At 28.3% G+C, this 23041-nt stretch carries 17 protein-coding genes; 10 read left to right on the forward strand and 7 right to left on the reverse strand.

Features of this window, described 5'->3' with window-relative positions; all coding sequences use genetic code 11:
* Nucleotides 1–223 precede the first annotated feature (223 nt).
* The 3 genes from ACXLDF_RS07605 to ACXLDF_RS07615 form a co-directional block, all read right to left on the reverse strand.
* Complete coding sequence (locus ACXLDF_RS07605) at nt 224–358, reverse strand: hypothetical protein (RefSeq protein ID WP_457557908.1); 135 nt, start codon at nt 356–358, stop codon at nt 224–226.
* 126 nt (nt 359–484) lie between these two features.
* Nucleotides 485–769 carry a hypothetical protein gene (locus ACXLDF_RS07610; protein ID WP_457557909.1) on the reverse strand — a complete coding sequence of 95 codons (285 nt, stop codon included), beginning with the start codon at nt 767–769 and terminating at the stop codon, nt 485–487.
* 358 nt (nt 770–1127) lie between these two features.
* Nucleotides 1128–1271: a hypothetical protein gene (locus ACXLDF_RS07615; RefSeq protein WP_457557910.1), complete on the reverse strand. Its 144-nt coding sequence runs from the start codon at nt 1269–1271 to the stop codon at nt 1128–1130.
* Nucleotides 1272–2096: 825 nt separating this feature from the next.
* On the opposite strand from ACXLDF_RS07615, the gene ACXLDF_RS07620 reads away from it, so the two are divergent.
* The 9 genes from ACXLDF_RS07620 to ACXLDF_RS07660 all read left to right on the forward strand — a co-directional run bounded on the left by ACXLDF_RS07620 (nt 2097) and on the right by ACXLDF_RS07660 (nt 17484).
* Nucleotides 2097–2441 (forward strand): nucleotidyltransferase domain-containing protein, encoded by a 345-nt coding sequence (locus tag ACXLDF_RS07620; RefSeq protein ID WP_457558136.1) that lies wholly within the window; start codon nt 2097–2099, stop codon nt 2439–2441.
* Nucleotides 2442–2669: 228 nt separating this feature from the next.
* Nucleotides 2670–2996: a hypothetical protein gene (locus ACXLDF_RS07625; protein ID WP_457557911.1), complete on the forward strand. Its 327-nt coding sequence runs from the start codon at nt 2670–2672 to the stop codon at nt 2994–2996.
* 11 nt (nt 2997–3007) lie between these two features.
* The gene (locus ACXLDF_RS07630; RefSeq protein WP_457557912.1) at nt 3008–4351 is read left to right on the forward strand and encodes an HD domain-containing protein; all 1344 of its coding nucleotides are present in this window, start codon (nt 3008–3010) and stop codon (nt 4349–4351) included.
* A gap of 478 nt (nt 4352–4829) precedes the next feature.
* A complete protein-coding gene (locus tag ACXLDF_RS07635) occupies nt 4830–5198 on the forward strand; it encodes a hypothetical protein (protein ID WP_457557913.1) in 369 nt (122 codons plus the stop codon).
* A 245-nt stretch (nt 5199–5443) separates the two neighbouring features.
* Complete coding sequence (locus tag ACXLDF_RS07640; protein WP_457557914.1) at nt 5444–6625, forward strand: hypothetical protein; 1182 nt, start codon at nt 5444–5446, stop codon at nt 6623–6625.
* Between the two features lie 43 nt (nt 6626–6668).
* Nucleotides 6669–11375, forward strand: coding sequence for an AAA family ATPase (locus ACXLDF_RS07645; RefSeq protein ID WP_457557915.1), 4707 nt, complete (start codon nt 6669–6671; stop codon nt 11373–11375).
* A 28-nt stretch (nt 11376–11403) separates the two neighbouring features.
* A complete protein-coding gene (gene brxL / locus ACXLDF_RS07650) occupies nt 11404–14109 on the forward strand; it encodes a BREX system Lon protease-like protein BrxL (protein ID WP_457557916.1) in 2706 nt (901 codons plus the stop codon).
* Nucleotides 14110–14164: 55 nt separating this feature from the next.
* The gene (locus ACXLDF_RS07655; protein WP_457557917.1) at nt 14165–15535 is read left to right on the forward strand and encodes an AAA family ATPase; all 1371 of its coding nucleotides are present in this window, start codon (nt 14165–14167) and stop codon (nt 15533–15535) included.
* A gap of 44 nt (nt 15536–15579) precedes the next feature.
* Nucleotides 15580–17484: a hypothetical protein gene (locus ACXLDF_RS07660; protein ID WP_457557918.1), complete on the forward strand. Its 1905-nt coding sequence runs from the start codon at nt 15580–15582 to the stop codon at nt 17482–17484.
* Between the two features lie 4 nt (nt 17485–17488).
* Here the strand turns inward: ACXLDF_RS07660 and ACXLDF_RS07665 are convergent, their stop codons facing one another.
* The 4 genes from ACXLDF_RS07665 to ACXLDF_RS07680 form a co-directional block, all read right to left on the reverse strand.
* Nucleotides 17489–18313 (reverse strand): hypothetical protein, encoded by an 825-nt coding sequence (locus tag ACXLDF_RS07665; RefSeq protein ID WP_457557919.1) that lies wholly within the window; start codon nt 18311–18313, stop codon nt 17489–17491.
* Nucleotides 18314–19180: 867 nt separating this feature from the next.
* Complete coding sequence (locus ACXLDF_RS07670) at nt 19181–19516, reverse strand: hypothetical protein (protein WP_457557920.1); 336 nt, start codon at nt 19514–19516, stop codon at nt 19181–19183.
* Nucleotides 19517–19867: 351 nt separating this feature from the next.
* On the reverse strand, nt 19868–20215 hold the full coding sequence (locus tag ACXLDF_RS07675) for a hypothetical protein (RefSeq protein WP_457557921.1): 348 nt from the start codon (nt 20213–20215) through the stop codon (nt 19868–19870).
* A gap of 111 nt (nt 20216–20326) precedes the next feature.
* Nucleotides 20327–21475, reverse strand: coding sequence for a tetratricopeptide repeat protein (locus ACXLDF_RS07680; RefSeq protein WP_457557922.1), 1149 nt, complete (start codon nt 21473–21475; stop codon nt 20327–20329).
* Nucleotides 21476–21627: 152 nt separating this feature from the next.
* On the opposite strand from ACXLDF_RS07680, the gene ACXLDF_RS07685 reads away from it, so the two are divergent.
* Nucleotides 21628–23037 (forward strand): AAA family ATPase, encoded by a 1410-nt coding sequence (locus tag ACXLDF_RS07685; RefSeq protein ID WP_457557923.1) that lies wholly within the window; start codon nt 21628–21630, stop codon nt 23035–23037.
* The last annotated feature ends 4 nt before the right edge of the window (nt 23038–23041 follow it).

Consider the following 23041-nt stretch of genomic DNA (forward strand, 5'->3'; position numbering starts at 1 on the left):
AATTAATAGTCTGAGTAAATTCATCCACAAGCCAATCGCGATATTCTTGGAACGTCATTTGATGATTCGGGTAGATTTGATCCCGTTCAATTTGCCAGAAGTTAAAGAGTAAATATTTACCCATTTCAGCAAAAAGCCGCGTTTCATCTTCATTTGAGCGCCAAAGACCTAATGAAGGATTTGTGTATATCTACATCACGAAACACGGTCTCAATTTGCCATCTTATTTTGCAATATCGTTATATAGGTACACGAAAGATTTTGAGCGATATTGTGGTACAATAGCTGTAATTAATCCCAATAATTGTTCGTATACTTTGTCTAAACTTTGTTCTCCTTGTCGATAGACGGTTATCAAGTCATTTATTCACTGTTTTTCTCGAGGAAATAAATGAACCCAGCAATGCCTCAATTTTTGTTTTCGGTTCTTTTTATTCTTAGTTCTTATTGTAAAAATTTGAATTCTCCCTCTATTTCCCAAAATTTATTCTTTTTTTGCTTTTTTGAGTTGTTTGTAGTTTTTTGCATGCGTAATTACAAGAATATCTCTGTTTTTAAATAATTTTAAGATATTTTGGCAATAATATTCAAGATCAATAACATAAACTTTGGAATTAAGACATAAATTTATTAGCCAATCAGCAATATCAAGCATAAATAGAATAATAGATTCGTTTTTAGCTACATAATGACATCTGATATAGAGAGATTTGTATAGTTCATGAATCGTGACGCCATGATAATGAAGGATTCCTCCAGTTCTTTTCATCGTTTTACTACCTTCAATTTTCAAATCTCTGCGTTTTCCTCAATAACCGAGATAGATTAAATCAACTTCTAATATCACAGGATGAGTTTTTAGATTTCTAAAAAACAACAAGCAGAATCATTTTTTCAAACACGATTCGATATATATTCTCCACATTCGGAAGAGTTTGAGTGAGTAACCAATCATTTACAGTAGTTTAATTGGGGAAAGTGCGTGAAAATCTACCATAAGAATATTTTTGAGGAGTAAAATGCAAGCATTTTTGGGCTTAGCGGTTTAATTTCTCAAAAGCATAATGAATTGAGACTCTCTGAATCCAAGAATAGCATAATATCGTCAAAATATCATCTAAATACCATTATCGCCCCTGTTTAGGAAGTGGAACCTTTAAAGCTTTTCTAACAGATTTCGCAAGGTTTATGAAAAATGAAATCTTATAAAATTTCGGATAACATGCACCAAATCGAGAAGATTGATGCATAATTTGGGATTTTTGGTGCATATTTTATCCCATGTTTCCATTTCATTTATTCTTGTTGATGTAAAAACTAGATAATGCTTATATTTTTGAAGATCATCTTTTTATCGAATACTTAAGAACTGTTTTCTAATTACTGAAAATATTGTTTAAGATATGTTTTTTGCCACCCTCTCATTTTTTCGTTAAAAATTCTCCAGTAGAATAACTTCCGCTTAAATTTTTGGTTATTTTTCGCTCCAGATTATTTTTTTTGTAGGTAAATACTTCATAATCTGCTGGAAAATTCGGCTTCAAGACTTACTTCTTCGAATAAATTTTTAAAAATAGCATCTCCACGTCTCCACGTCTCCACATTACATACTGAAGATTTATTGCGTTCAAAGCGAATTAATCATGTAAAATAGAGAAAAAATGCCATCAAACGGCTTTTGAAATTGATCAGTTATATGAAAATAGAATAGTATAACCCTAAGTATGATCTGGCTTTTCTCTTTTTTAGATGATTAATTATTTTCTATTAAATCATCATATGTATTTGATTTTTAATTAAGAATTTTATTAAATCAGACATGAAATGGATTGATAATATAATTTTAGGATGAAATTATTTTAATAAATCGATTAATTATTAGGTTGATAATAAATAAAGAATTAAATTTAAGAAAAGGTAATAAATTAATGAAAAAGGTGTGAATATTTAACAATTTAATTTCTAATTCTGCTTCTTATCTTGCAGATCGAAAAATTATACCATTAAAAGATTTTTTTAAAGAAATTGAAGAGGACACACCGCTTAAAAGAAATTTTTTATATTCTAAAAATAAAATTAACGAATTTAGAAAGGAGATCAAAGAAAAATTAGAGAAAATTGATCAAAATAAAAATATTTGTATAATCTTAATTGGTTCTTATGGCAGGTTGGAAGCAAGTGAATTATCTGATATTGATTTTCTTCTAGTTTTCGAGAAAGAATTAAACAGTAAGCCAGACAAAAATAATTCTAAAGATTACATCAGCGAAATTATTAAAAATTACTTTTCAGATAAGGGGTTTACAAAAATTTCGTGTTTTTCTTGTTTAGATCTAAATGAATTAACTCATAATATAGGTGGATTAGAGGATAAAAATAGAAATTTAACTTCAAGAATTTTGCTTATATTAGAATCTATTCCAATTTATAACGAAAATTAATATAAAAATGCATTAGATTTATTATTTAACCATTATCTTGAAGAAAGTATTAGAGAAGAAAGCAAATTTCCACAGTTTTTAACTAATGAGATAATGCGCTATTGAAGAACCCTTTGTATTGATTATCGATTTAAAAAAACAGAAAGTGATAAATCTTTCACAATACGGGTCTTAAAGCTGAGAATTTTTAGAAAAATAGAAATTTTAAGTTCAATCTTAGTTCTGATTTTGTATAAATCTAGAAAAATTGGAAATACAGAAGATTTAAAGGAGCAATTGTATTTACCTTCTTTTATTCGATTAAAATACTTTTTTAGCAAATTTCAAATAGACGAAAATATTTTTAACAATATTTTTAACCTGTATAATAAATTCTTACAAGGAATTAATAAATCAGAAACAAGAGAGAGGTTAGATGAAATAGATTTCGAAAAACGAGAAAACCCCCAAATCTATTATCAACTTCGCGATTATGGAAGAAAAATACATGACAATATAAAAAATATTTTTGAACAAGAATCTGTTAAAGAGCATATCTTTGATATTTTCCTTTAAAAATGATTATTATGATAAAAACCGATAGATATTTTGCTAATTTATTCAATTTGGATAATTTTTCAAGAGAATCTTCCAAAATAATTATCGATATAATCAATCAACCTGAATTTCAAAGATTAAAATATATCTCTTTTTTAGGATTTTTAGGCGATGTCTTCGATTTAGAAAAAAATTTTTCAAGGTTTGATCATTCAATCGGGGTTTATAAATTAGGAGTGTTGATTTCAAAAAAATTTAAGATAAATGGCCAGAGAAAAACTTATCTGGAAATTGCATGCCTTTTACACGATATTGGCCATTTTCCATTTTCTCATTTAAGTGAGGATGTGATTTTAAAACAATTTAACATAGATCACCATAAATTTACAGAGGATATAATTACAGGAAAGATTCATGGAATGGATAATATTTTTAAAATATTAAAAGAAAATGGGATTGATCCAGAAGAAATTGTCAAAATTATTAATGGAACTTCCAATTATAAAATATTTAATGAGTTATTTTCAAATTCGATAAATTTCGATACATTAGATGCTATATCTCGCTGTGCTTTTTGCCTAAATATAGATTATGTATCACCTCAAAAATTTATTTCCCTTTTTCATATTAATTCAGATAATGAAATCATTATTTACAAAAAAGATTTAATTCAGTTTGACCGTTTTTGGAAATTAAAGAATAATATTTATTCAAATTACATCTATTCTCCAGAAAATCTAATGAAAGAAGCTATGTTCCATTATAGCTTAAAGAATTACTTGAATAATATTGAAAAAGAAAACTATGAAGCTTATATTAAGTTGAATGATTTTGAAATTAGAGATCTTATTACGAGAAAGAAAGACACATTTTCTTCAAAAATTTTTATAAATTTAATTAATTTTCACGATTATCATGGATCAATTATCAAATTAAAAAAATCATGTTCTTTATCTTTAAGAAGCAATTTCTCGAATTTATATAAAAATTACAGTATCCTTTTCTCTGATTCTATTTCCAATTTTGAATTACAAAAAAACCTAAAAAATAAAAAAAAAATTTTTAATTTGTATCGTACAATTAGAGAATTCAAAATAAATAAAACTCTTGATTTATATCTAAATAAAACCAATCAAAATATCAAATTATCTTCCTTAAATTATCGATATATTAAAGAAAAAATTCTCGTACTAATTTTATTCCGGATTGATTATATTTTAAAAAACAAAGAAAAAAACAAAGAAAAAAAGAAAGTAAAAAAAGAAGAATTTATTCCTGAAAATATCCTGATAAATAAATTAAAAAAGATTAATTCTGTGAGAAAAATTAAGAAATTTGATAATTTGGTAAGATATTTGATACCATCAACATGAAAATTAAATTTAACTTTATAATTCAAAAAATAATTAATCTCAAAAAGCTTGTTCAATGAACCAAAAATGAAAAAAAATAAGAAGAATTATTTTAATTTCCCACAAGAAACCTTAAATAAAATGATAGAAATTTCAAAGGAAAGAAAAGATAGATTATTAACCCTAAAACTTGCTGAAATTAATTCATTTGTAGATAATTTCAAAAAAAAATAGATGGTTTGGATATTATCAAAGAGTTGGTGAAGAAAAAGGTTATTGGGGATTAGAAGATATTAAGCACAGTATACAAGATGAAAATAAAAGGAAAAGAGAAGAATAAGGTTGTATTCAAAATTATAATCCTTTACATTCTTCCATAATGCGTCATGATCTAATTTTCAAATTGAAGAATATATAATCCCATAAATTTCAAGATATAGATATTAGATATCAACCTATCAAATTAATACCTAAGTCGTTCGATATAAATGATTCAAAATTGATCAACCCCAAAGAAAAATCCCAAAATCTTAATGGAAAACCTTTCCTCAAATTAAAACTAAGTGATAACATTGTTAAGAAAGAAAACTTATTTGATTTTGAAAAAGATAATAACACTGAAGTGTTAAATTCAAGATTATCTGCAGAAAAATCTTCTGAGGTGATTTTAACACATAAAAATTCTTCAGAAACACTAGAAGATAATCTTCTCTCTTTTTATTGTCCCATTCACCATCAAGAAGCAATTCCGCTGGTAAATTTTAATAAAAACTACTATTTCTGCACTCAATGTAAATCATTATGGAAAATTCAGCAAGTTAATTTAGCAGATATTGAGATTTCAACAATACATCGAAAAAAAGAGTAAATGAAGCAAGTCCTGTGTCAATCCAATAAATATGTATGTTTGAATCTTTTATTTTCTATCTTCTTAGTAGCAAAATTTGTGAATTTAAAGTGTATACTTATTAAATCACTCTTGTATAAGTACTTACCAAATACGTCCGTGTAATTCACTTCTCAAATTAAAGAATTTCATGTAACATAGAATTTCCCAAATGTAAGTTTTTTAAGTTCTTACATTAATCAATATATAACAAAGGCGGATATAAGATGATCAAGATTGGTGTGTGTGCGAACTTAGATCTGGAATATCGCTTTCGTCGGATGTCAGCAAATCTTGAAAGCAAATATTATAAGCACCAGATTCAAAATTTAAAAAAACTTAGTAAAGTGATTCAAACCGCAAAACTAGATTTGCTAATCATAGCAGGTAATATTTTTGGGCGAACTAAACCTTCTAATCGTGCAATTCAATTTATTTACTCCATGTTAGAAGAGATTGGATCTCTCGGGACTCAAATCGTCATAGTTCCTGGTACACATGAAATGCCCCTTTATTTCTCAAACGATAGCTTAGCTCTTGAAATATTTAAATCAATACCTAATGTTCATATATTAATTGGAAATTATCAACATTCTAATACTATAGAAAAACCTTTCTGTGAAATTATGATTAATAATTCCTGTTTGCACTTTTATGGGATACCAAATCCATTAATTCCGCCAAATCTAATTAAATACAAATTGGATTTGGATGAAGAAGTTCTTTCTTTCTTTATTATTCATGATTTAATGGGATATAAAACAGATATCAAGAAAATTTCTTTAGAATTTTTGGAAAAAATAGATAAAAATTCCCTATTTGCTATTTTCATTGGTGGAAATTTACCAAAAGGAATTAATATAAATGATTATAAAAATCAATTGATAATAGCGCCTAATATTCATCCAAATTCATTTAAATTGGAAGAAACAAATACTTCAAGATTAAAAATTTTTGAATTTGATGAGAAAAAAGAAATTTTCGAAATAATTAATGAAACTACCATTCCAATTTCTAATTTATCCATTAAGCATCTAACAGTAAATTTAGAAGAGATTGAAACTGAGAAATGGAATGATACTATTATGGATGTACTTCGAAAAGAATCAGGAAAAAATGTGTTGATGCAGCTTTCTTTGGTCGGAAATATCTTAAAAAATGACTATCATATTCAAATAAAAACATACAAATATTTAGAATTAGGTCAAATTTGGAATTTTTATTTTGAGCTGGATGATAATGTCATTTTTGGAGAGTTCGCTGAGGGAATCGAGGAACTCAGCTTTTTAGATGAATTGGAAAAATATGTCCAAAACTTTATCAAGCAAAATCCGTCGGATCGAAAAATAAATCAATATTATCAAAAGGCAATGCAAAAAATAAGAGAAGATTATCTGAAAATTCTTTAATTCAAGATTTTTGCAATTTTTCATAAATATTTATGTGAGAATTATGATTCGATTACAATCTTTAACAGTACAGGGATTTAAAAATTTAAACATAAAAAATTTACAATTTCCTGAAGAAGGTAATATACTTATTATCGGAAAAAACGAAAGTGGAAAATCATCGTTATTCGAAGCAATTTATTATGCATTAACGGGAAGTTTGTTGGTAAAGGATAGTCAAAATCGAACCAATATCGATGCTGTAGCATTCAATAAAAATGCCGCAACAGTAGAATTAAAATTCCAAAAAGAAAATAGTCAGTGTAAAATTATTAGGAAAATTATTCGTTCAAGAACAGTAAAAGAAACATTGGATTTTTGGAAAAATATTGATAATCCTCAAGAAGTACATCAACAAGCAACAAAAAAAAGCGAACGAGATAGAATTACACGAGAAATTGCAGATTTTATCGGATTCGACAAAGAAATTTTACTAAATAGTTGTTTTGTGGAACAAAAAAAGATTGATTCGTTACTCGTTAAAAAGGAACGCGAGCGAAAAGCTACTATTGAGAAACTTATTAACATGGATAAATTTAAAGAGCTGCTGGATGTTTATAAAAAAGAAATTACCGATTTGAAGAAACTAAATGATTATTTTGAAAATTGCTTTAAAATTGAGACAACTCGCAACAAGCAAAAATGTTTAAAAGAGAATCTAAAGCAAATATCTGAAATTATAGATCGTGTGGAACATTTCATCTCTGAATTGGAAAAAATGGATGAATTATTGAAAAAACTCAACGATTTAGAATCAAATAATAAAGATTTGCAAGAAAATATCAAAAAACTCGAACAAGAATTAAATGAATTAAACAATAAGAAGAAAAAACTTGAAGAAATAAATATTCATAAAGAAAATTCTAAAAAATTAGATGATTCAGTCAAACAATTAGAACAAAAAAAACAAAATCTTGAAAAGATTCACGTAACAACCATTGAAGAAATTTCACGTTTAAAAAAAATAATCGATGATTATAGAAATAATCAAGAAAAAATTGTCAAATTGAAGCAGAAATATGTTCAAATTGAAAAAAAATTACAATCTATGGAAATACAGAAGAAGTACATAACAAAATTGCAGGAAATCGAATTGGATCTAAAGGATATTTTGAAAGGAGATGAATATTCAAAGAAAGAGCAACAAAATCTCGTAGATCAATTAAAATCGCAAATTATTGAACTACTTGAAGAAATTGATGAAGATTTAACTTTTTTAATCCAAGTTCCTAAAGAATTAGTTGAAGGAAAATCTAAATCAGAAATGCTTGAAATCAAAAAGAAAAAATTAAAGGAATCAATTCGACAATTTGAAAAGTATGAAAAAATTAATCAAAACTTAAAAACAATAAAAATTAATCTTGAAAAACATAATACTGAACTCAAACAATTACGATCCACCCATGAATTAATTACCACATCAAAACAAGAGTATACTGAATTAAGTAAGCAAATTCAAAAAATTAAATTAGAACAAAAAAAAAACCAGGAAAAACAAGAAATACTGGAAATAGAGAAAAAAAAATTAAAAAAACAACAAGAATTAAAAATACAATATGAAGAACAAAAGAGAAAAGATCAAGAAAAATTTCAACGTATTGAGCAAATAAATACCGAAATTTCTCAATTAAAAAATCAACTTACTTTATCAGAAATTGAACGAAATCTGTTAATAAAATCTCCAAACGATGTCCCTTTAGAAATATATCAAGAAAATTCTGAACTTACACAGTATCTTAAAAAACACAATCTCTTTTATTATAAAGAAGAAAAGAAAATTGATAATATTATTAAGAATTTAGAAGAAATTCCGCCATTTAAATCTCGATTAGGAGATAAAATGAAAGTAGTGTTGGGCGGTTCTTCCATTACTTTTCTAATTTTAGCCATCACTATGGGGATTTTCGTTCATAAAGCCTTCTATTTTCTTTTTTTAGTTTCACTAGGAATAGGAGTTTTATTGATTTTAGATCTGAAACAAGCTCCAATATTGTTGGTTAAGAATCCATTACATCGTGAATATTTGAAAAAAATTAATAGTTATGTAAACAACAGTAGTTTTTTACATGATTCGGTTGCTATTTCAAATGCATTGTTCTTAGAAGATAATTCATCAGAAATAATTTCTCTTTTAACTAAAGAAAAAGAAATATTGCAATCTAAATATGATCGAGGATATATAAATCAATATGAAAATGAAATTAGAACGGCATCTGAAGTGAATTATTGTGATCTAGAGCAACAACGTGAATATTTATTTAAATTAAAAGAGGAAACTGAAAAAAACATTGCAATCATCGAGAAATTAACAATTGAACGCAATAAGCTATTACATGATCAAAAATCAAAAACAAAGGATCAAGAATTTAATGAAAATATAATTGAACTGGATTTACAAACTTTAAATGATGATCTTTCAAAAGTAGAACAAGATATTGTGAAAATTCATACCCAATTGACAAATTTTACAAACTCTTTAGATGAAAAAGTATCTCGACAAAAACAATTGGAATTTGAATTGAAAAAATATGATATACAAAAAATTGAAACAGAGATTAAAAACTGTAATAAAATTTTAGATGATTTATCACATTCACAGGAAATGGTTAGTGCTGAATTAAAGAAAATGGATATAGATATCCAGAATTTCAACTTAGAAAAATTAAAAGAAGATTTGGAGCGGACTCAAACAAAAATCACCACCTTAGATAATAATTTAAAGAATAAATTACATAAATTCCAAGTAATATGTGATAAATACAATATTGATTTTGATTTAGAAGATACTGCACTAATTAGCTGGGATCAATCTAAAGTAAAAAAATTCTGCGAAATTCATAATAATATCAGTAAATTGTGTGATCCTGTTAGAGAAATTAATCAAGTTTCAAAATCAGAATTTCCAAAGATCATTATTGAATTTCTCGAAAAAATTACGAATTTTCAAGTTAAACCAGTTCTTAAACGTAAAATTCAAGAGAATTACTCTCTACTTTTAAATGTTTATGAGAAAATCGATGAAATTTCTGAAAATAAAAACAAAAAGAATGCAAAAATTGTCGAATTAAAATCCAAGATTAAACCTGAATATCATGACTACGTAAATTTCTCAAAAATATATGAAGATTTGAAGAAGAGAATTGCTGAAATTGGGCGAGATATTACGAATATTACAAATCAAATAGAACAAACTAATTTAATTGAAATTGAAAAAGAAATCAAGAAAGCTAATATTCAAAATAATGAACACGAAGAAGAAATTAATGAATTAACAAAAAAAATTAAAGAAAAGAAAGATGAATTAACGAAAAAACTTCAAGTCATTCCTCCTGAATATAAGGAAACAAATATTAAAAATTCAATAGAAGGTCTTCAACAATTTATTCTACAAAAGAGTAATGAAAAAGCAAAAAAAAATTCTGCTCTGGAGAATCAAACAAAATTACTCTTTAAAGATATCAAAAAATGGATGGAAAAAAATAATATATCCTTGTCTCAAAATCTCGAATATCCTGAATTAAAAGAAGAAATTATAAAAAAAACTTCAGTATTTAGGACGAATTCATTGAAATTATTAGATAATTTCGAGAAACAAGCAATTCATATGCTTTTAAGTTGGGACGAAGAACTTGAAGTTAATTCAGAATCCTCTTTAAAAGAAAAAATAATTAGAATTCGACGAAAATTACAAAATAAGGAAGGAGCATTTGAAAATAGTATAAGGAATTGGGAAAACCAATGTAAAATACATGAAAGAGACAAAAATCTTAAAAAGAAAATAAAAGATCTTCAAAAATACGAAAATCCTAAGAAAAATTTTGATTACGTGAACGATTTATTCAAAATTTATGAGTGCGCAAAAGAAATCCTAAGTGACGGAACTACTCAAGTATCCCAAAAGGTTTTACCAAAAATTAATGAAAACCTTTGTCGAATTCTTCCAATATTAACTGCAGGAAGATATAAAGATGGACTTATCGAGAAAAATTATCAAGTTAAGCTCTTTGATTCAAAACGGGCAGATTATGTTGATAAAGTGCTGTTTTCAGGGGGGACGAACGATCAAATTGCGTTAGCTGTTCGACTTGCATTTGCTATATCTTTAATGCGTGATGATACAAATAAAGAATCCTTTATTTTTTTGGATGAACCGTTAGGATTCTTTGATGATGAACGAAGAAATGCTCTTATTGATTTTCTAACTCACGGAATAATTGCAAAAAAGTTTGCTCAACGGTTTGTGGTAAGCAATTATTTAATGATTAAACCTTACTTTGATTATATTATCGAGATTGATAATGGAAAGATACAGAAAAACTATCAAACAGGAAGTTATGAATCCAAACAACTGGAAATTGAACAAACTTATCAACGAACTGATCAATCAGAAATAATTGCCTTTACGCCCCTTAAATCTGAGGAAGAAGACGGATACATTGAAGGAATTGTACAAATTCAGAATATTTCACCTTATGAGATAAGCAAATTTAAAATAAAAATTATTGATACTGTTAATTTACAAATTAAACCTATCGAGTGTCATGAAATCATTGCTCCGAATGAAAATTATGAGATTTCTCTTGAATTTCACAGCGCATTACTTACAAAAGGAATTATCAATTTGCAAATTAAAATCACTTATCGTTCCGAATCTGGAAATAACGATTTTGTGCAAAAAATCCAATTTAATCCAAGTTTGCTCATAAAATAGTTTAAATTCCCTTTTCAGAGGTTGAAAAATGGAAAATATTGAACCATTAGAAGAAAAAATTATAAAAAACTTTCCTAAAAAAATTGTTAATAAAGGGTATCGACATGAAATTGATGAATTACGCAAATTTCCGATGTTTGTAGCAGAATATATGATTTCACAAAGGGCAGATCGGAGGGGTAACCTTTATCCAGATGGATTGAAAAACATAATCCACGATATTCAACTTTCTAATCCTGAAAAAAGTAGCAAAGAGCTAATCAAGAGTAACTTGCTAACATTAGGTGAAGTGGAATTAATTGATCATTTTCAAGTATATACTGATTTAAGAAAAGGTAAATATTTTACACAAATAAACACTATCGATGAACGGGCAACAGTTAACGAAGATCTTTTGGCACCCAGCAGTTTTCCTTCCCTTTTGGAAAATGGATTGTGGGGAAAAGCCATTTTTGAATATTTACAGAGTGGAGAAAGTACTTCTGTCAATATGAAGGGTTTTGCACCTTATGAAGCAAATTTTACTGGGTTTAACAAATATCTTAAAGCTCGGGAGAAATTTTCTACAGAAGAATGGATTAATTTATTGATCTTAACCGTCGGACTAAATCCTGCATGTTTTAAGCGTCGAGAGAAATTACTTTATTTAGCAAGGTTAATTCCTTTGGTAGAAATTGGCACAAATTCATTAGAAATAGGTCCGGCTCAGACAGGTAAGTCGTTTTTATACGAAAATATTTCAAAACACGTTCGTATGCTGTTGGGCGGAGACATTACCCCTGCGAAACTTATTTATAATAAATCAACAAAACAAAATGGTTTTGTGTTTCAACGTGATGTATTGGTTTTTGATGAAATCAACAAGCAAAATAAAAATATTTCAAGTATTGTTTCGAGTTTACAGCAAATTATGGCTTCAAACCGCGTTGAACGTGGGGAGTTGGATGCTACAACAGATGTAAGTTTGGTTTTTCAAGGAAATCCTATGAAAAAAGGAATTACTATCGAATCTCGTGAAAATGCCCTTAAGGTTCTTCCAAAGGATTTTCAAGACTGTGCCTTTTTGGATCGCATACATCGTTATATTCATGGATGGGATTTTTCTATTTTTCAACCTAAGTTTCTAAACCGACATTTAGGATTGACATTAAGCTATTTCAGTAATATATTGCATCGTTTACGAAAGGAAAACTATACATTTCTAATTAATTCAAATTTAGATTTTTTTTCCTTAGATTCTGATAATCAGAAATCTTTTATATCAAACAGGGATTTACAAGCAATTCGATCAACAATTTCTGGGTATATAAAAATAATATATCCTCATGCAAGGATAACTCCCGAAGAATGGCAGGAAATCGCAGAATTAGCCGTAGAACTTCGACAGAATGTAATCAATGAAATGGTCCGAATTGATAAGTCTTATAAAAAAATCTTGAAAGTTAGATTGAAAATACATGAGGCCTTGGTTGATAGTCAAAAATCTGCAAAAACATCAGCAAAACAAAAAGTAAAACCAAAAATAATACCAAAAGAAACTCTTGCAGAAACAGAAGACTACCTACTTTCTTTTCTTTTCCCTGAAATATCAATAAACAAACAATGTTATTTAACGGATTCAATTCCATATTGGATGTTAAAAAATATTCTCTCTTCAGGAAAAATGATTTTAAAAGATAATCGATTATTCTTAAAATCTACAGAACTACAATATGGTATCAAAGTAACTGATGATCCCGCTTTAATCATCCCAATGAATGTTGCAGGAACAAGTGTTACTTATTCCGAAGAGGAAGATTGTTTCAATGAATATAATCGTAATCTGAAAGCGCTTTTTTATAAAATTAACAAATATAGTGATTCATTAGATCGATTTCAATTTTTTAAGGTTAAAATAAGTAAAAAGAGTTCACAACCTCAATTCTTAGAATTATTAAAAAAATTTGAAGATGCAGAATCGAGATTACATTACATTAAAAAATCGGTATTTATAGCAATTCGTGAATCTATTCAAAAAGAAATGGATGAAATTATTGATGCAAATGCTAAAACACCAGATCTTCTTCAAGGGAATTATCACGTTGCTATTTTACCATCTAAAGAAAGAATTAACAAAATCAAAGAATTTTCAACCAAATGGTTTGAATTTCAAAGAACTTATGATAAAAACACGAATATGCTAGTTAACAAAGCAGTACAATTAGGAATTCGCTATATGGCTGAAAATGAAGACGAATATCTATTTAATGGAGAGAAATTTGTGCTTATAGCATTTGATATGAATAATCTTCATTATACGCAAAGAGAGATGATGGATGAGAATAAGAAGAAACTTTCATATTATCCTCCACTTATTAAAAAAATTCGCTCTTATTTGGCTCGAAATGGCAAGTATTTAGCGTTATTCTTTGTTAGCAATCATTTAAAAGCCTATAAAAAGTATTTTCCAGAAAGTGAAAATATCAAGTGGGAAATTGAAACATTATATAAAGACCATAAAAAAGGAGAATATGTTGATGTTGACACAACATTAGGGGTACAGGTTGCAATATACATTGAAAAATATAAAAATCAGATAAAAGAATTCCATTTAGCTTCAGGAGATAAGGATATTCATAAAATAATTGATATCGCGAACGAACTTAACATTCCTACCTGTTTAATCTATGTTTCTGCTGATTCAACTAGTAATTATATGAGAGATATTGTGCAAAATACATATTTTTTAGAATAGTATTTAAGAATGAATAAAAATTTTTTCAAATTTATAGAAAGAAGATGGAAAATAAATGGAACAAGAAATTCTGGAAAAAACTTTAAATTTAGTTCAAATGCACTCAGATTTAAAAGCGATTATGAAGGAGAGATATTATAATACTCGCGCGGTAATTTCTACTACAATAAGTAAACCATTGATGGAATTAAAATTCGATTTATCGGATTTAATGCTAATAGGCGCAATTACACAATCAAATATTATATTATCTGGAAGTTCAGGAAGTGGAAAAACTTATTTGGCCGAATTGGTGTCAACGGCGTTATTCGGTTCAAGAAATTATGCACGAAAAAATATTACACCAGATATGAATGAGCAAGACTTTATGGACATCGATTTTGGTGCAATAAAAGAAGGAAAAAAACTTAAAGAAGCACTACTCGCAGATGATTTATTATCTAAACCCTGTTTAATAATCGATGAAGCTAATCGGGCTCCGCCCATTGTCCAGAATCGGCTAATGCAATTATTGGAGAATAATATCGATTTAAAAAGTAAAAATATTAAAGCGGGGATTGAATTACCTGACGGGGATCACTATCATTGGAACATTCTCACGCTTAATTATGGAGATGAATATTCAGGAACATCCCGCGTTGATCGCGCATTAAAAGATCGAATTGTAATAGATATTCCTATAGATAATTTTCCACCAACGATTGACGATCAAGTCCATATGATCCGAAATGAAAACAAAAAAAAAATGAAGGAAATCAATGATGCATCAAATATCGTTTTTAATCTAAATATTCTTTTAAGAAAAATAGAACTCAGCGTTGAAGCTGAAGCTTTATTACTTTACATGAGTTTTTGTTCTGATTGTGTAAAAAGTAAAACTAATTCAAAATATGGAATAAACTTTTCTCCCCAATTTTGCAAGGATAAAGATTGTCCTTATGCGCGCAATCCCCCTCTAAATAAAATTTGTCCCTATACATTTGCTCCAAGCAATCGAGTTTTAAGGCGATTGGTCCACGTGGCTAAAGGATTTACTCTATTAAAAAACGCAAAAATTATTAATCATTTGATTGAAAATAATGGAGAAGAAGATGCAATAAAATTTGCATTAAATAATCTAAAATGGGAAGTCTCACAAGGAGATCTTATTGCCATTGCTCCCTTTATTTTACACTCAAAAATATCGATGAATCTTGAATGGCTGGTTCAAAAATTTAATGGGAATTCGTTTTTGGGATGCCAGGAATTTCTTAAGGTAGTTAATTCACGTCTGGAATTTTTTATGAAAAATGTACTGATGGTTCTGATTAAAGAAAAAAACGGAGAAACTTTATCAGAGAAAGATCGAGGAAAACGAAACAGAGCCCTTAAGGAAGATTTTCATTACGAAGGGTTGATAAAGTACGTTTTTGAATATTTAGGTTAAAATATACATACCTTGAAAGAAAAAGGTAGGAGGATAATAGGCATTTGTTAGCAAATTCACCAGAAAACACAAAATTTGCTCAAATCATGCAAAAACACATCTCAGCGTTTTTTCATGACATAGGTTGGGAATCAATATATAATTTTACTTTAACACACAAGCAAGATTTAGACCAATATTTAGAAGCTTTTATAGATATGGAATCTTGGACAATTAATATAAATTATTCTATAAACATTTTCCAAGAATTTGCAAAATTAATTAGTGAACACCAACTTACTTCTCAACTCGAACGTCCTCTTTATCTTGAAAAAAATTGTTCGATTCTTAATGAATTAGATCACCATCATCCTTGGGAGTTTCACGCAGAATTTTATGAGATGATTGGTGAGATTTTACTACATGAGACTGGACATTCCCAAGAATGCCCAATTGATAATGATCGATTTGCAGAAATCATCCACGCAATTACTACAGCTTTACATGAAAAAAAAAAAGCAGGTATTCGGAATGTGATTTATGTTGCAAATCAATTTACAGATTTAATTGTTAATGTCATTAACGGATTAGAACCATCGAATAGATTTGTAAGGAACGGTTTTTTTCTATTCTATTTTCTGGAGCTTGTTCATCAAAACAATTTTGATATTTCTTTTGGATTATTTTTATTAACAAATATAAAACTCATTTTACACTCTCAAAATTTAGCAAAAAAATTAGAGAAAGAAATAATTCCCCGTTTATTTAGCGGATACGAAGAGCTACTAAATAAATTAGTACGAATTTTTTGCCCTTATGATGAAATTCTGGAAAAAATCAACCAAAATAAAACATTAACTGAAAATCAACGGTGGAAGATCATCAACTATTTGACAATTTCTGAATCATGGGAAGAATTGGCTTATGATTACGCTTTAATCATTGCGGATTATTTAGAAGAAAACGAAGAAACTCCAATTCAAAATATCCCACTTTCCAGTTTTACTTATGATTTTTTACATAATAAGGAATATCGAAAAGAAATAAATGATAACATTATAGATTCTCAATTGACTCATGAAGAATTAAATAATATCGGAAATTTTCAACAATCTGGAATTTCCATTAAAAATCGTATTGATAAACCATATCCAAGATATGGAGATTTACAAATTGGACAATTACTCTTGGAAGATGTTGATTACCTAGATTGTCTTTACAGACAAAGATTACAACGGATTGAATTAAGGAATTTGCAAAAAACAAAAAGTAAACAGAATCCTGTAATATGGCTAAACCGAAGTATTATGACTGATTATGACAATATCATGGATTTTGACCCGTTAAATGTCTTTTTTCTCCCAAATTCGGAAGAATTACTTTTATATAAAAAATCCTTACCCTTAGATCCTGAATTTATTGGTAGTAAGGACATGAAATCTTTTCCAAATCTCGCGATTATATATGATGATTCGGGGAGCATGAATTGGGATTATCATACCGGAACAGGAAAATATGATTATCTGATTATTATGATTTATTCAATTTGGAAATGGCTTTCAAACCAAAGTCAGTCACCCGTAATTGAATATAATTTGACTGCGTTTTCCTCAACTACTCGATCTAGTGGATGGATCGATTATTATCATTTTGAAACTTTGCTGAAATTACTTTTTAATAAAGAAAGTCAAGGTACTTTGTTAGATCCAAAAGAATTGGAAAAAATTCTATGTTATCCTCGGGAGAAAGCAGTATTATTAATTTCTGATGGAGAAATATCATCATCTTCTAAAATCCTCAAATTACTCAAACAATACAAGTCGCAAATCTCTTTTTTAATGATCCAAATCGGCTCGATGTCAAAATTTGCCCGGAAATTATTAGATTTTGGTTTCCAAGTGCAGATTGTTAAAAAAGCGGAAGATTTACGGGGTTTGGCGCTCGATTTCCTAAAAAAGGTCTATGATTAACTCATTAACTCTTTTTCTTTTTTTTTAATCCCAATTTTGAAAAAGAAATAAAATTAGGGTTTTCGATTTGCGAATTGTTGACAGGTTTTAATGGTGCATCCTCTTCGGTCGTGTTGGTTTTCATTATTGGTTCAACTTGCAGTGTATTAATGATTTCTGCTCTTCTTTTCCGTATTTCTTCTCTCTTTTTTTGCTCTTCTTCCATTTTCACTTTTATCTGAGCTTTCCGATTTGCTTCTAAAATTAAATATTTATCGTATTTTTCTATCTGAGATGTAATTAAATCATATATTTCAGGCATTTGGGCTTTATATTCTGGTAATTTATCTTCTAATTTATTTTTATATTCGTTTAAAAACCCAAAACCCTTATTCGTCGCTTCTTCAAAGAAATTTAGGAGGGATTCTTGTAGATCTTCACGAACATATTTTGTAGTGCTGATTTCCAGTAAGTGAGTTGTCATATCATTAATTTCACGGTTTGTTGATGCAGAATAAGTTACCAATAACTTCAATATAGGAATAATTAGAAAGATGTCTTCAGATTCAAGTATTTTTGCCAATTTTGGAAGAAAAGTCTTTATATCAGATAGATTTTGCTGGCCAATAAGACAAATAGTTTTAATCAATTCGTTATAAAAAGGAGACTTTGAATCATCAAATTGCTCAGAGATCAAATTTAGAAACGGCTTTAATTCAGTGCTTTTTAAATTTTCTTCATGAAAAATCCTTTGAAAAGCGCGGTAAGCATTTACTTTAGAAAAATCATTACCGTCTCTAATATGTTCTTCAATAGTTTCTAAGTGGGATTTCAAGTCTGATTGATTCACAAATAAAAGAGTTCAATTAAGTAATTTAAATTTATATTATCGATGATTTTTTAGAACAAGTAAAATCTTTGAATATTGCTAATTTTCAACCTTCTTTGAATTAATTGTAAGAAAAACATAAGAATTTCATTGGAATTATTCTTCTTTGAAGTGATGAACACTATTATCACGAGAAAAGGGAAGTATTTGCTTAATATCGTAGATGAATCGTTGGCAAAGATTTATTTAGTTTCAGAATTAAAAAATCATGTATTATTTATTGTGAAAAATATCAATACGTTTATCATAATTTAGAGTATATAATGCTTTGGGAATTTGAACGTGTTAAGAGGAAACGATTAAAATTTATTCTTTTATTGGGTCACAAGCCATACTAGTGTCAATCATTTTATAGTTCGTTATTACACAAGATTTATTGATATACTTCCAGTTTGTTCTGTTAATTTGATCAATTGTGCACAGGTATTTTCCTAAAGGCAAATTCTGGTGAGGATTCTTCAAAAAAAAAATTCTGAGTTATATCGATAGTTCCAGCATTGCTCTCTGTAAAGAACATGGGATTAAATATTTATTAGCATTTGACGGCGATTTTAAAGGTTGGTTGGAAGTAATTTCTTAAATCAAAAAAATCTCAGATCTGCATCTACATGCGCAATGAGATTTAAGACGAAGATCCTTATTGTTTTTTTTTAAGCGTAATTTCTCAAAAAATTCGCTTCATTTACAGGAATGTGGTGGTTTAATCTCATTTTAATCGCTCCTTCATGGGGTTGCTGAAGCGTGCGGAAACGGTGATGAATTAGCCATATTTCGCTGCACTGATAAGATATATCTATCTTAAATCCTTCAATTTGCCTGATAAAGTTCTTAAAATCTTTTGAAGGTGGTGGTGGAGTGGTGATTGATATACCCGATGTAGCAGTGAACTGAATTATGATTCTGAGTATCATATTTTCTGGGGGATAAATTAAAATGGGGGCGAATCTTCGAATTAATCTCGATAATTAACAGTTCCCTTGAGGCTTTTCTGCGGTGTGGCTTTTCAACTTCACCTGTCAAAACGAATCCGTTTCCATCATCTGCCTGCTTGAGCGCAGTTAAGTGTATGGTAAAAGGGGTAATTTTTGGAATGATGGTTGAGAAAGCATCATAGAATTTTCTAATTGGAGTAGAATTGGTTGTAGGTGAATTTCCTTTCAACATTAGGTCCGCTTTAGTATAGGGTTGTTCGGCCCGGCTTCGGGTTAAAGTGAAATGAGTTATGTGGAGTTGTTCTTCATGATAGAAGCGTATGAAGGAATTTCTGTATAAATTTTCGAGAGGAATGCGGAAGTCGTAATTTTTTAGTATCATTTGCTGTACATGATGAATCTCCTCTTGAACGGCTTTCGTCGTGAATGATTCGCAAGTAAGCCCTCATCGGATTTATTCATTCCTCATGACTTTTTCAAAGGCAGATGCATCACTCGTGTAATATTGAACCAATTATAATCCTCCAGAACCTTGTAAGAATATGATGATTTGGTAAAGTGCGGTCAATATCATCAAAATTACTCATGTAATAATTAATATTTGTGAAGAGGATCTTTTAGTTCGGTATTTTTTATTGATTATTTTCTGAAAATCTTGAATAAATTGTACCGAAGATTCAAACTGAACCAAATATTCGGCCACACCTTTGTTTATTCGGCGATGCAAGTTGTAAAAGATGATTACCTGCCATTGTATTGAGACTGCTGTGATTTGAATGAAAAGTTGCGGATTCCGCTCTTTTTCTTTAAAGGAGTAGATGAATGCTGCACCTGCTCCGGTGGCGAATAAAGAAAAGATAGACCACTGTGTTTTTCCAATACTGCGTTTGTAATCGATAGCTTTTAGGTATACGTTTATTTGATCGCTCAATGAAGGAGTATTTTTTGATGATATTTAGTTTTGATTTGCGGATTTTATTTATTAAAATAGATATAGGTTAGGAAGTGTTTTTCTAGATATTTGATTTCACAGTTTGATAATTTAATTTGAACTTATCTTTTTGCCCAATAATTTCCATGCTTCAAGATTTTCTGGATTAATTTGCATTACTTTTTTTAAAATAGGCATTATTTTTTCATTTTTATTTTGAGAGATATAAAATTGCACTAATTTCATTAGAAGAGTATCACTTTTAATAAAAAGAGGCATAATTTTCTCGAGAAAAACCATTAAATCTTCATTTTTAAAGTCATTTATCTCTTTAATTAATTTCAAAAGATTGGATTCAGATAAATCCTTGCGTTCCGCTAATTTTTCCAAGATCGTTTGATATTGACCAAAATTACCATTTTTATATGAGATAATAGCATTGTTTATTAATTCATCCGTTGAAACTTCATTAAAAAATTTGAAAAATTTTTCATCTTGAATTTGGTTTTTAATGAAGCTTTCTGAATGAACTAGTAATTGGCCATTAGATGTGATTGTAAAATTTTTCAAGCCATTGATCCACGTTTCTTCAATCAAATTTTTTTTAATCAAATTTGAAATATTTTTTGAAATAAATGGTTGAGAAACTTCTTTATTAAGATTTTTATATTTCGAGTATCCAATTTGAAGTGATTGAATGGTATGATATCCTGTACTAATTAAATCAAGAATAATTTGACCTGCAGGATCAAGGAAATCAACAGAGAAGGAATATGGTTTTTTACTATTCGGTTTCCATGTTATTATTTTGATATCTAAATTATCAACGTGGATATACTTAAGAAATAAGAAATAATAATCATAACCTACTGTTAAAGGCATATTCGAGAAATCAACAATAATTTGACTTATTTCTTGAGGATTTAGTTTTTTTTTACTATTTATTTCAAGATATTTATCTAAAATATTTTTTATATCATTGATTAATGATAGATCGGGTTGAAAAATTACCGAATGAATAGTAAATATTATTTCTGGGTTTTTAATTTGTTTTCGATCGATATTTTCCTTTTTTGAATTCTTATTAAAAATTAATACATTGAATTTTGATTTTCTATTAAATTCTTGTAATTCAGAATTAATTTCATCGAGAAATCTATGAACTGTAAAAATATGGCATTGTTTATATTGGAAATATATGTAATTCTTTGCAAATAACCCTTTTTTGTACTTTTCTAAATAGAAGATTATTAAATCCATATTTTTCACCATATAATTTCATATAGTTATATCATAAATATAACTTTTATTGGTAATATTTAAATATAACGAAAACTAATTATTAGTTAACAAATAACTAATCAAAGTTATATTCATATATAACTTTTTAGGTTAAATGTATAGTGATAAGTATGACATCCATAATAAAAGAAAAAGTTATCAAAATCTTAAATCAAATTGATCAAAAAATTGTCGAACGCAAGAATGAAAACCGATTATTATTACTCGGTGTTCTTAGCGGTGAACACGTTCTTATGCTTGGACCTCCTGGAACTGCTAAAAGTTTCAGTGCTCGAACAATATGTTCTATCATTAAGGGAGGAAAATATTTCGAATATCTTTTGACCAAATTTACGACACCTGATGAAATTTTTGGGCCTATATCCATTTCTGGATTGAATAATGATCGATATGAACGTAAAACTGAACTCGCTCTCCCAGAAGCCCATATTGTATTTTTAGATGAAATCTTTAAATCTAGCAGCTCAATTTTAAATTCTCTATTAACGATTATTAACGAGCGAAAATTTCATAACGGGAGTAAAATCACTGATGTTCCATTAATTTCATTAATTGGGGCATCAAATGAAAAACCTGCTGAAAATGAAGAAGAGAATCTAATGGCTCTTTATGATCGCTTTATCATCAGATTGGTAGTTGATAATATTCAAAATGAAGAGAACTTTCGCAAAGTCGTAGTTGATAATTGTAATGAACTAGAAATTTCAGAAACGATACACATTGATGATATATTAAATCTTCAAAAATCAGCGAATTTAGTTAAAATACCCGATGAAATTTGGGATCAAATTCTTCAAATGAAAAGACGTTTAAAAGAACATGAAATTATCATTTCAGACAGGAGATGGCAACGAATTATTAAGATTTTACGGATTTCTGCGTGTATTCATGGAAGATCTGAAATTGATGAAAGTGATCTGTTACTTCTTCGATTTTTGTTGATAGATGATCCATCGCAGATCTTTGAGATAATTTCCATCTTAAAAGAAACGATGACTCAGGGATTTTTATCATCTGATGAAATTGAAAACGAAATTAAAGGGCAGCTACCTGGAGAAAAAACATTGATTATAAAATATGGAAGAAAGGTTATAAAAGAGCAAAAAATATCCAACTTTAGAAAAATTAATGATGAAAGTGTAATTCCTGCTTTGAAAGCAAGAATGAAACATCTTAAGGAATCAATTCAAAAAACCCTTGGAGAATTGAACACTCGAAGGAATGCAATTGAAAAAAATATAGAAGAGAATATATTCATTAATTGGGTAAATATCATTGATTTTACAGAATATATCTCAAATGAAATATCGAAATTAAGTGAATTAAATCAAAAAATTGAAATAATTCAAACTAATTTAGAAAATTCGGATAAAATGAATTGGAAATTAACGCTTCATTGCAAACAGTGTAGAAGAGATTTTGAACATACAATTACTTATTTAGATCTCTCGAATTCAAAAAAAATACAAATTCACTGTAAATATTGTTCTCTAATCTATGATTTAATAATTGAAAATTAAAGGT

The organism is Candidatus Harpocratesius sp. (assembly GCF_054039255.1).

Coding starts and splice junctions, on each gene's coding strand:
- ACXLDF_RS07610 (WP_457557909.1), bottom strand. CDS start 769: ATGAAAAGAACTGGAGGAATCCTTCATTATCATGGCGTCACGATTCAT.
- ACXLDF_RS07615 (WP_457557910.1), bottom strand. CDS start 1,271: ATGCACCAAAAATCCCAAATTATGCATCAATCTTCTCGATTTGGTGCA.
- ACXLDF_RS07630 (WP_457557912.1), top strand. CDS start 3,008: ATGATAAAAACCGATAGATATTTTGCTAATTTATTCAATTTGGATAAT.
- ACXLDF_RS07640 (WP_457557914.1), top strand. CDS start 5,444: ATGATCAAGATTGGTGTGTGTGCGAACTTAGATCTGGAATATCGCTTT.
- ACXLDF_RS07645 (WP_457557915.1), top strand. CDS start 6,669: ATGATTCGATTACAATCTTTAACAGTACAGGGATTTAAAAATTTAAAC.
- brxL (WP_457557916.1), top strand. CDS start 11,404: ATGGAAAATATTGAACCATTAGAAGAAAAAATTATAAAAAACTTTCCT.
- ACXLDF_RS07655 (WP_457557917.1), top strand. CDS start 14,165: ATGGAACAAGAAATTCTGGAAAAAACTTTAAATTTAGTTCAAATGCAC.
- ACXLDF_RS07670 (WP_457557920.1), bottom strand. CDS start 19,516: ATGTTGAAAGGAAATTCACCTACAACCAATTCTACTCCAATTAGAAAA.
- ACXLDF_RS07680 (WP_457557922.1), bottom strand. CDS start 21,475: ATGGATTTAATAATCTTCTATTTAGAAAAGTACAAAAAAGGGTTATTT.
- ACXLDF_RS07685 (WP_457557923.1), top strand. CDS start 21,628: ATGACATCCATAATAAAAGAAAAAGTTATCAAAATCTTAAATCAAATT.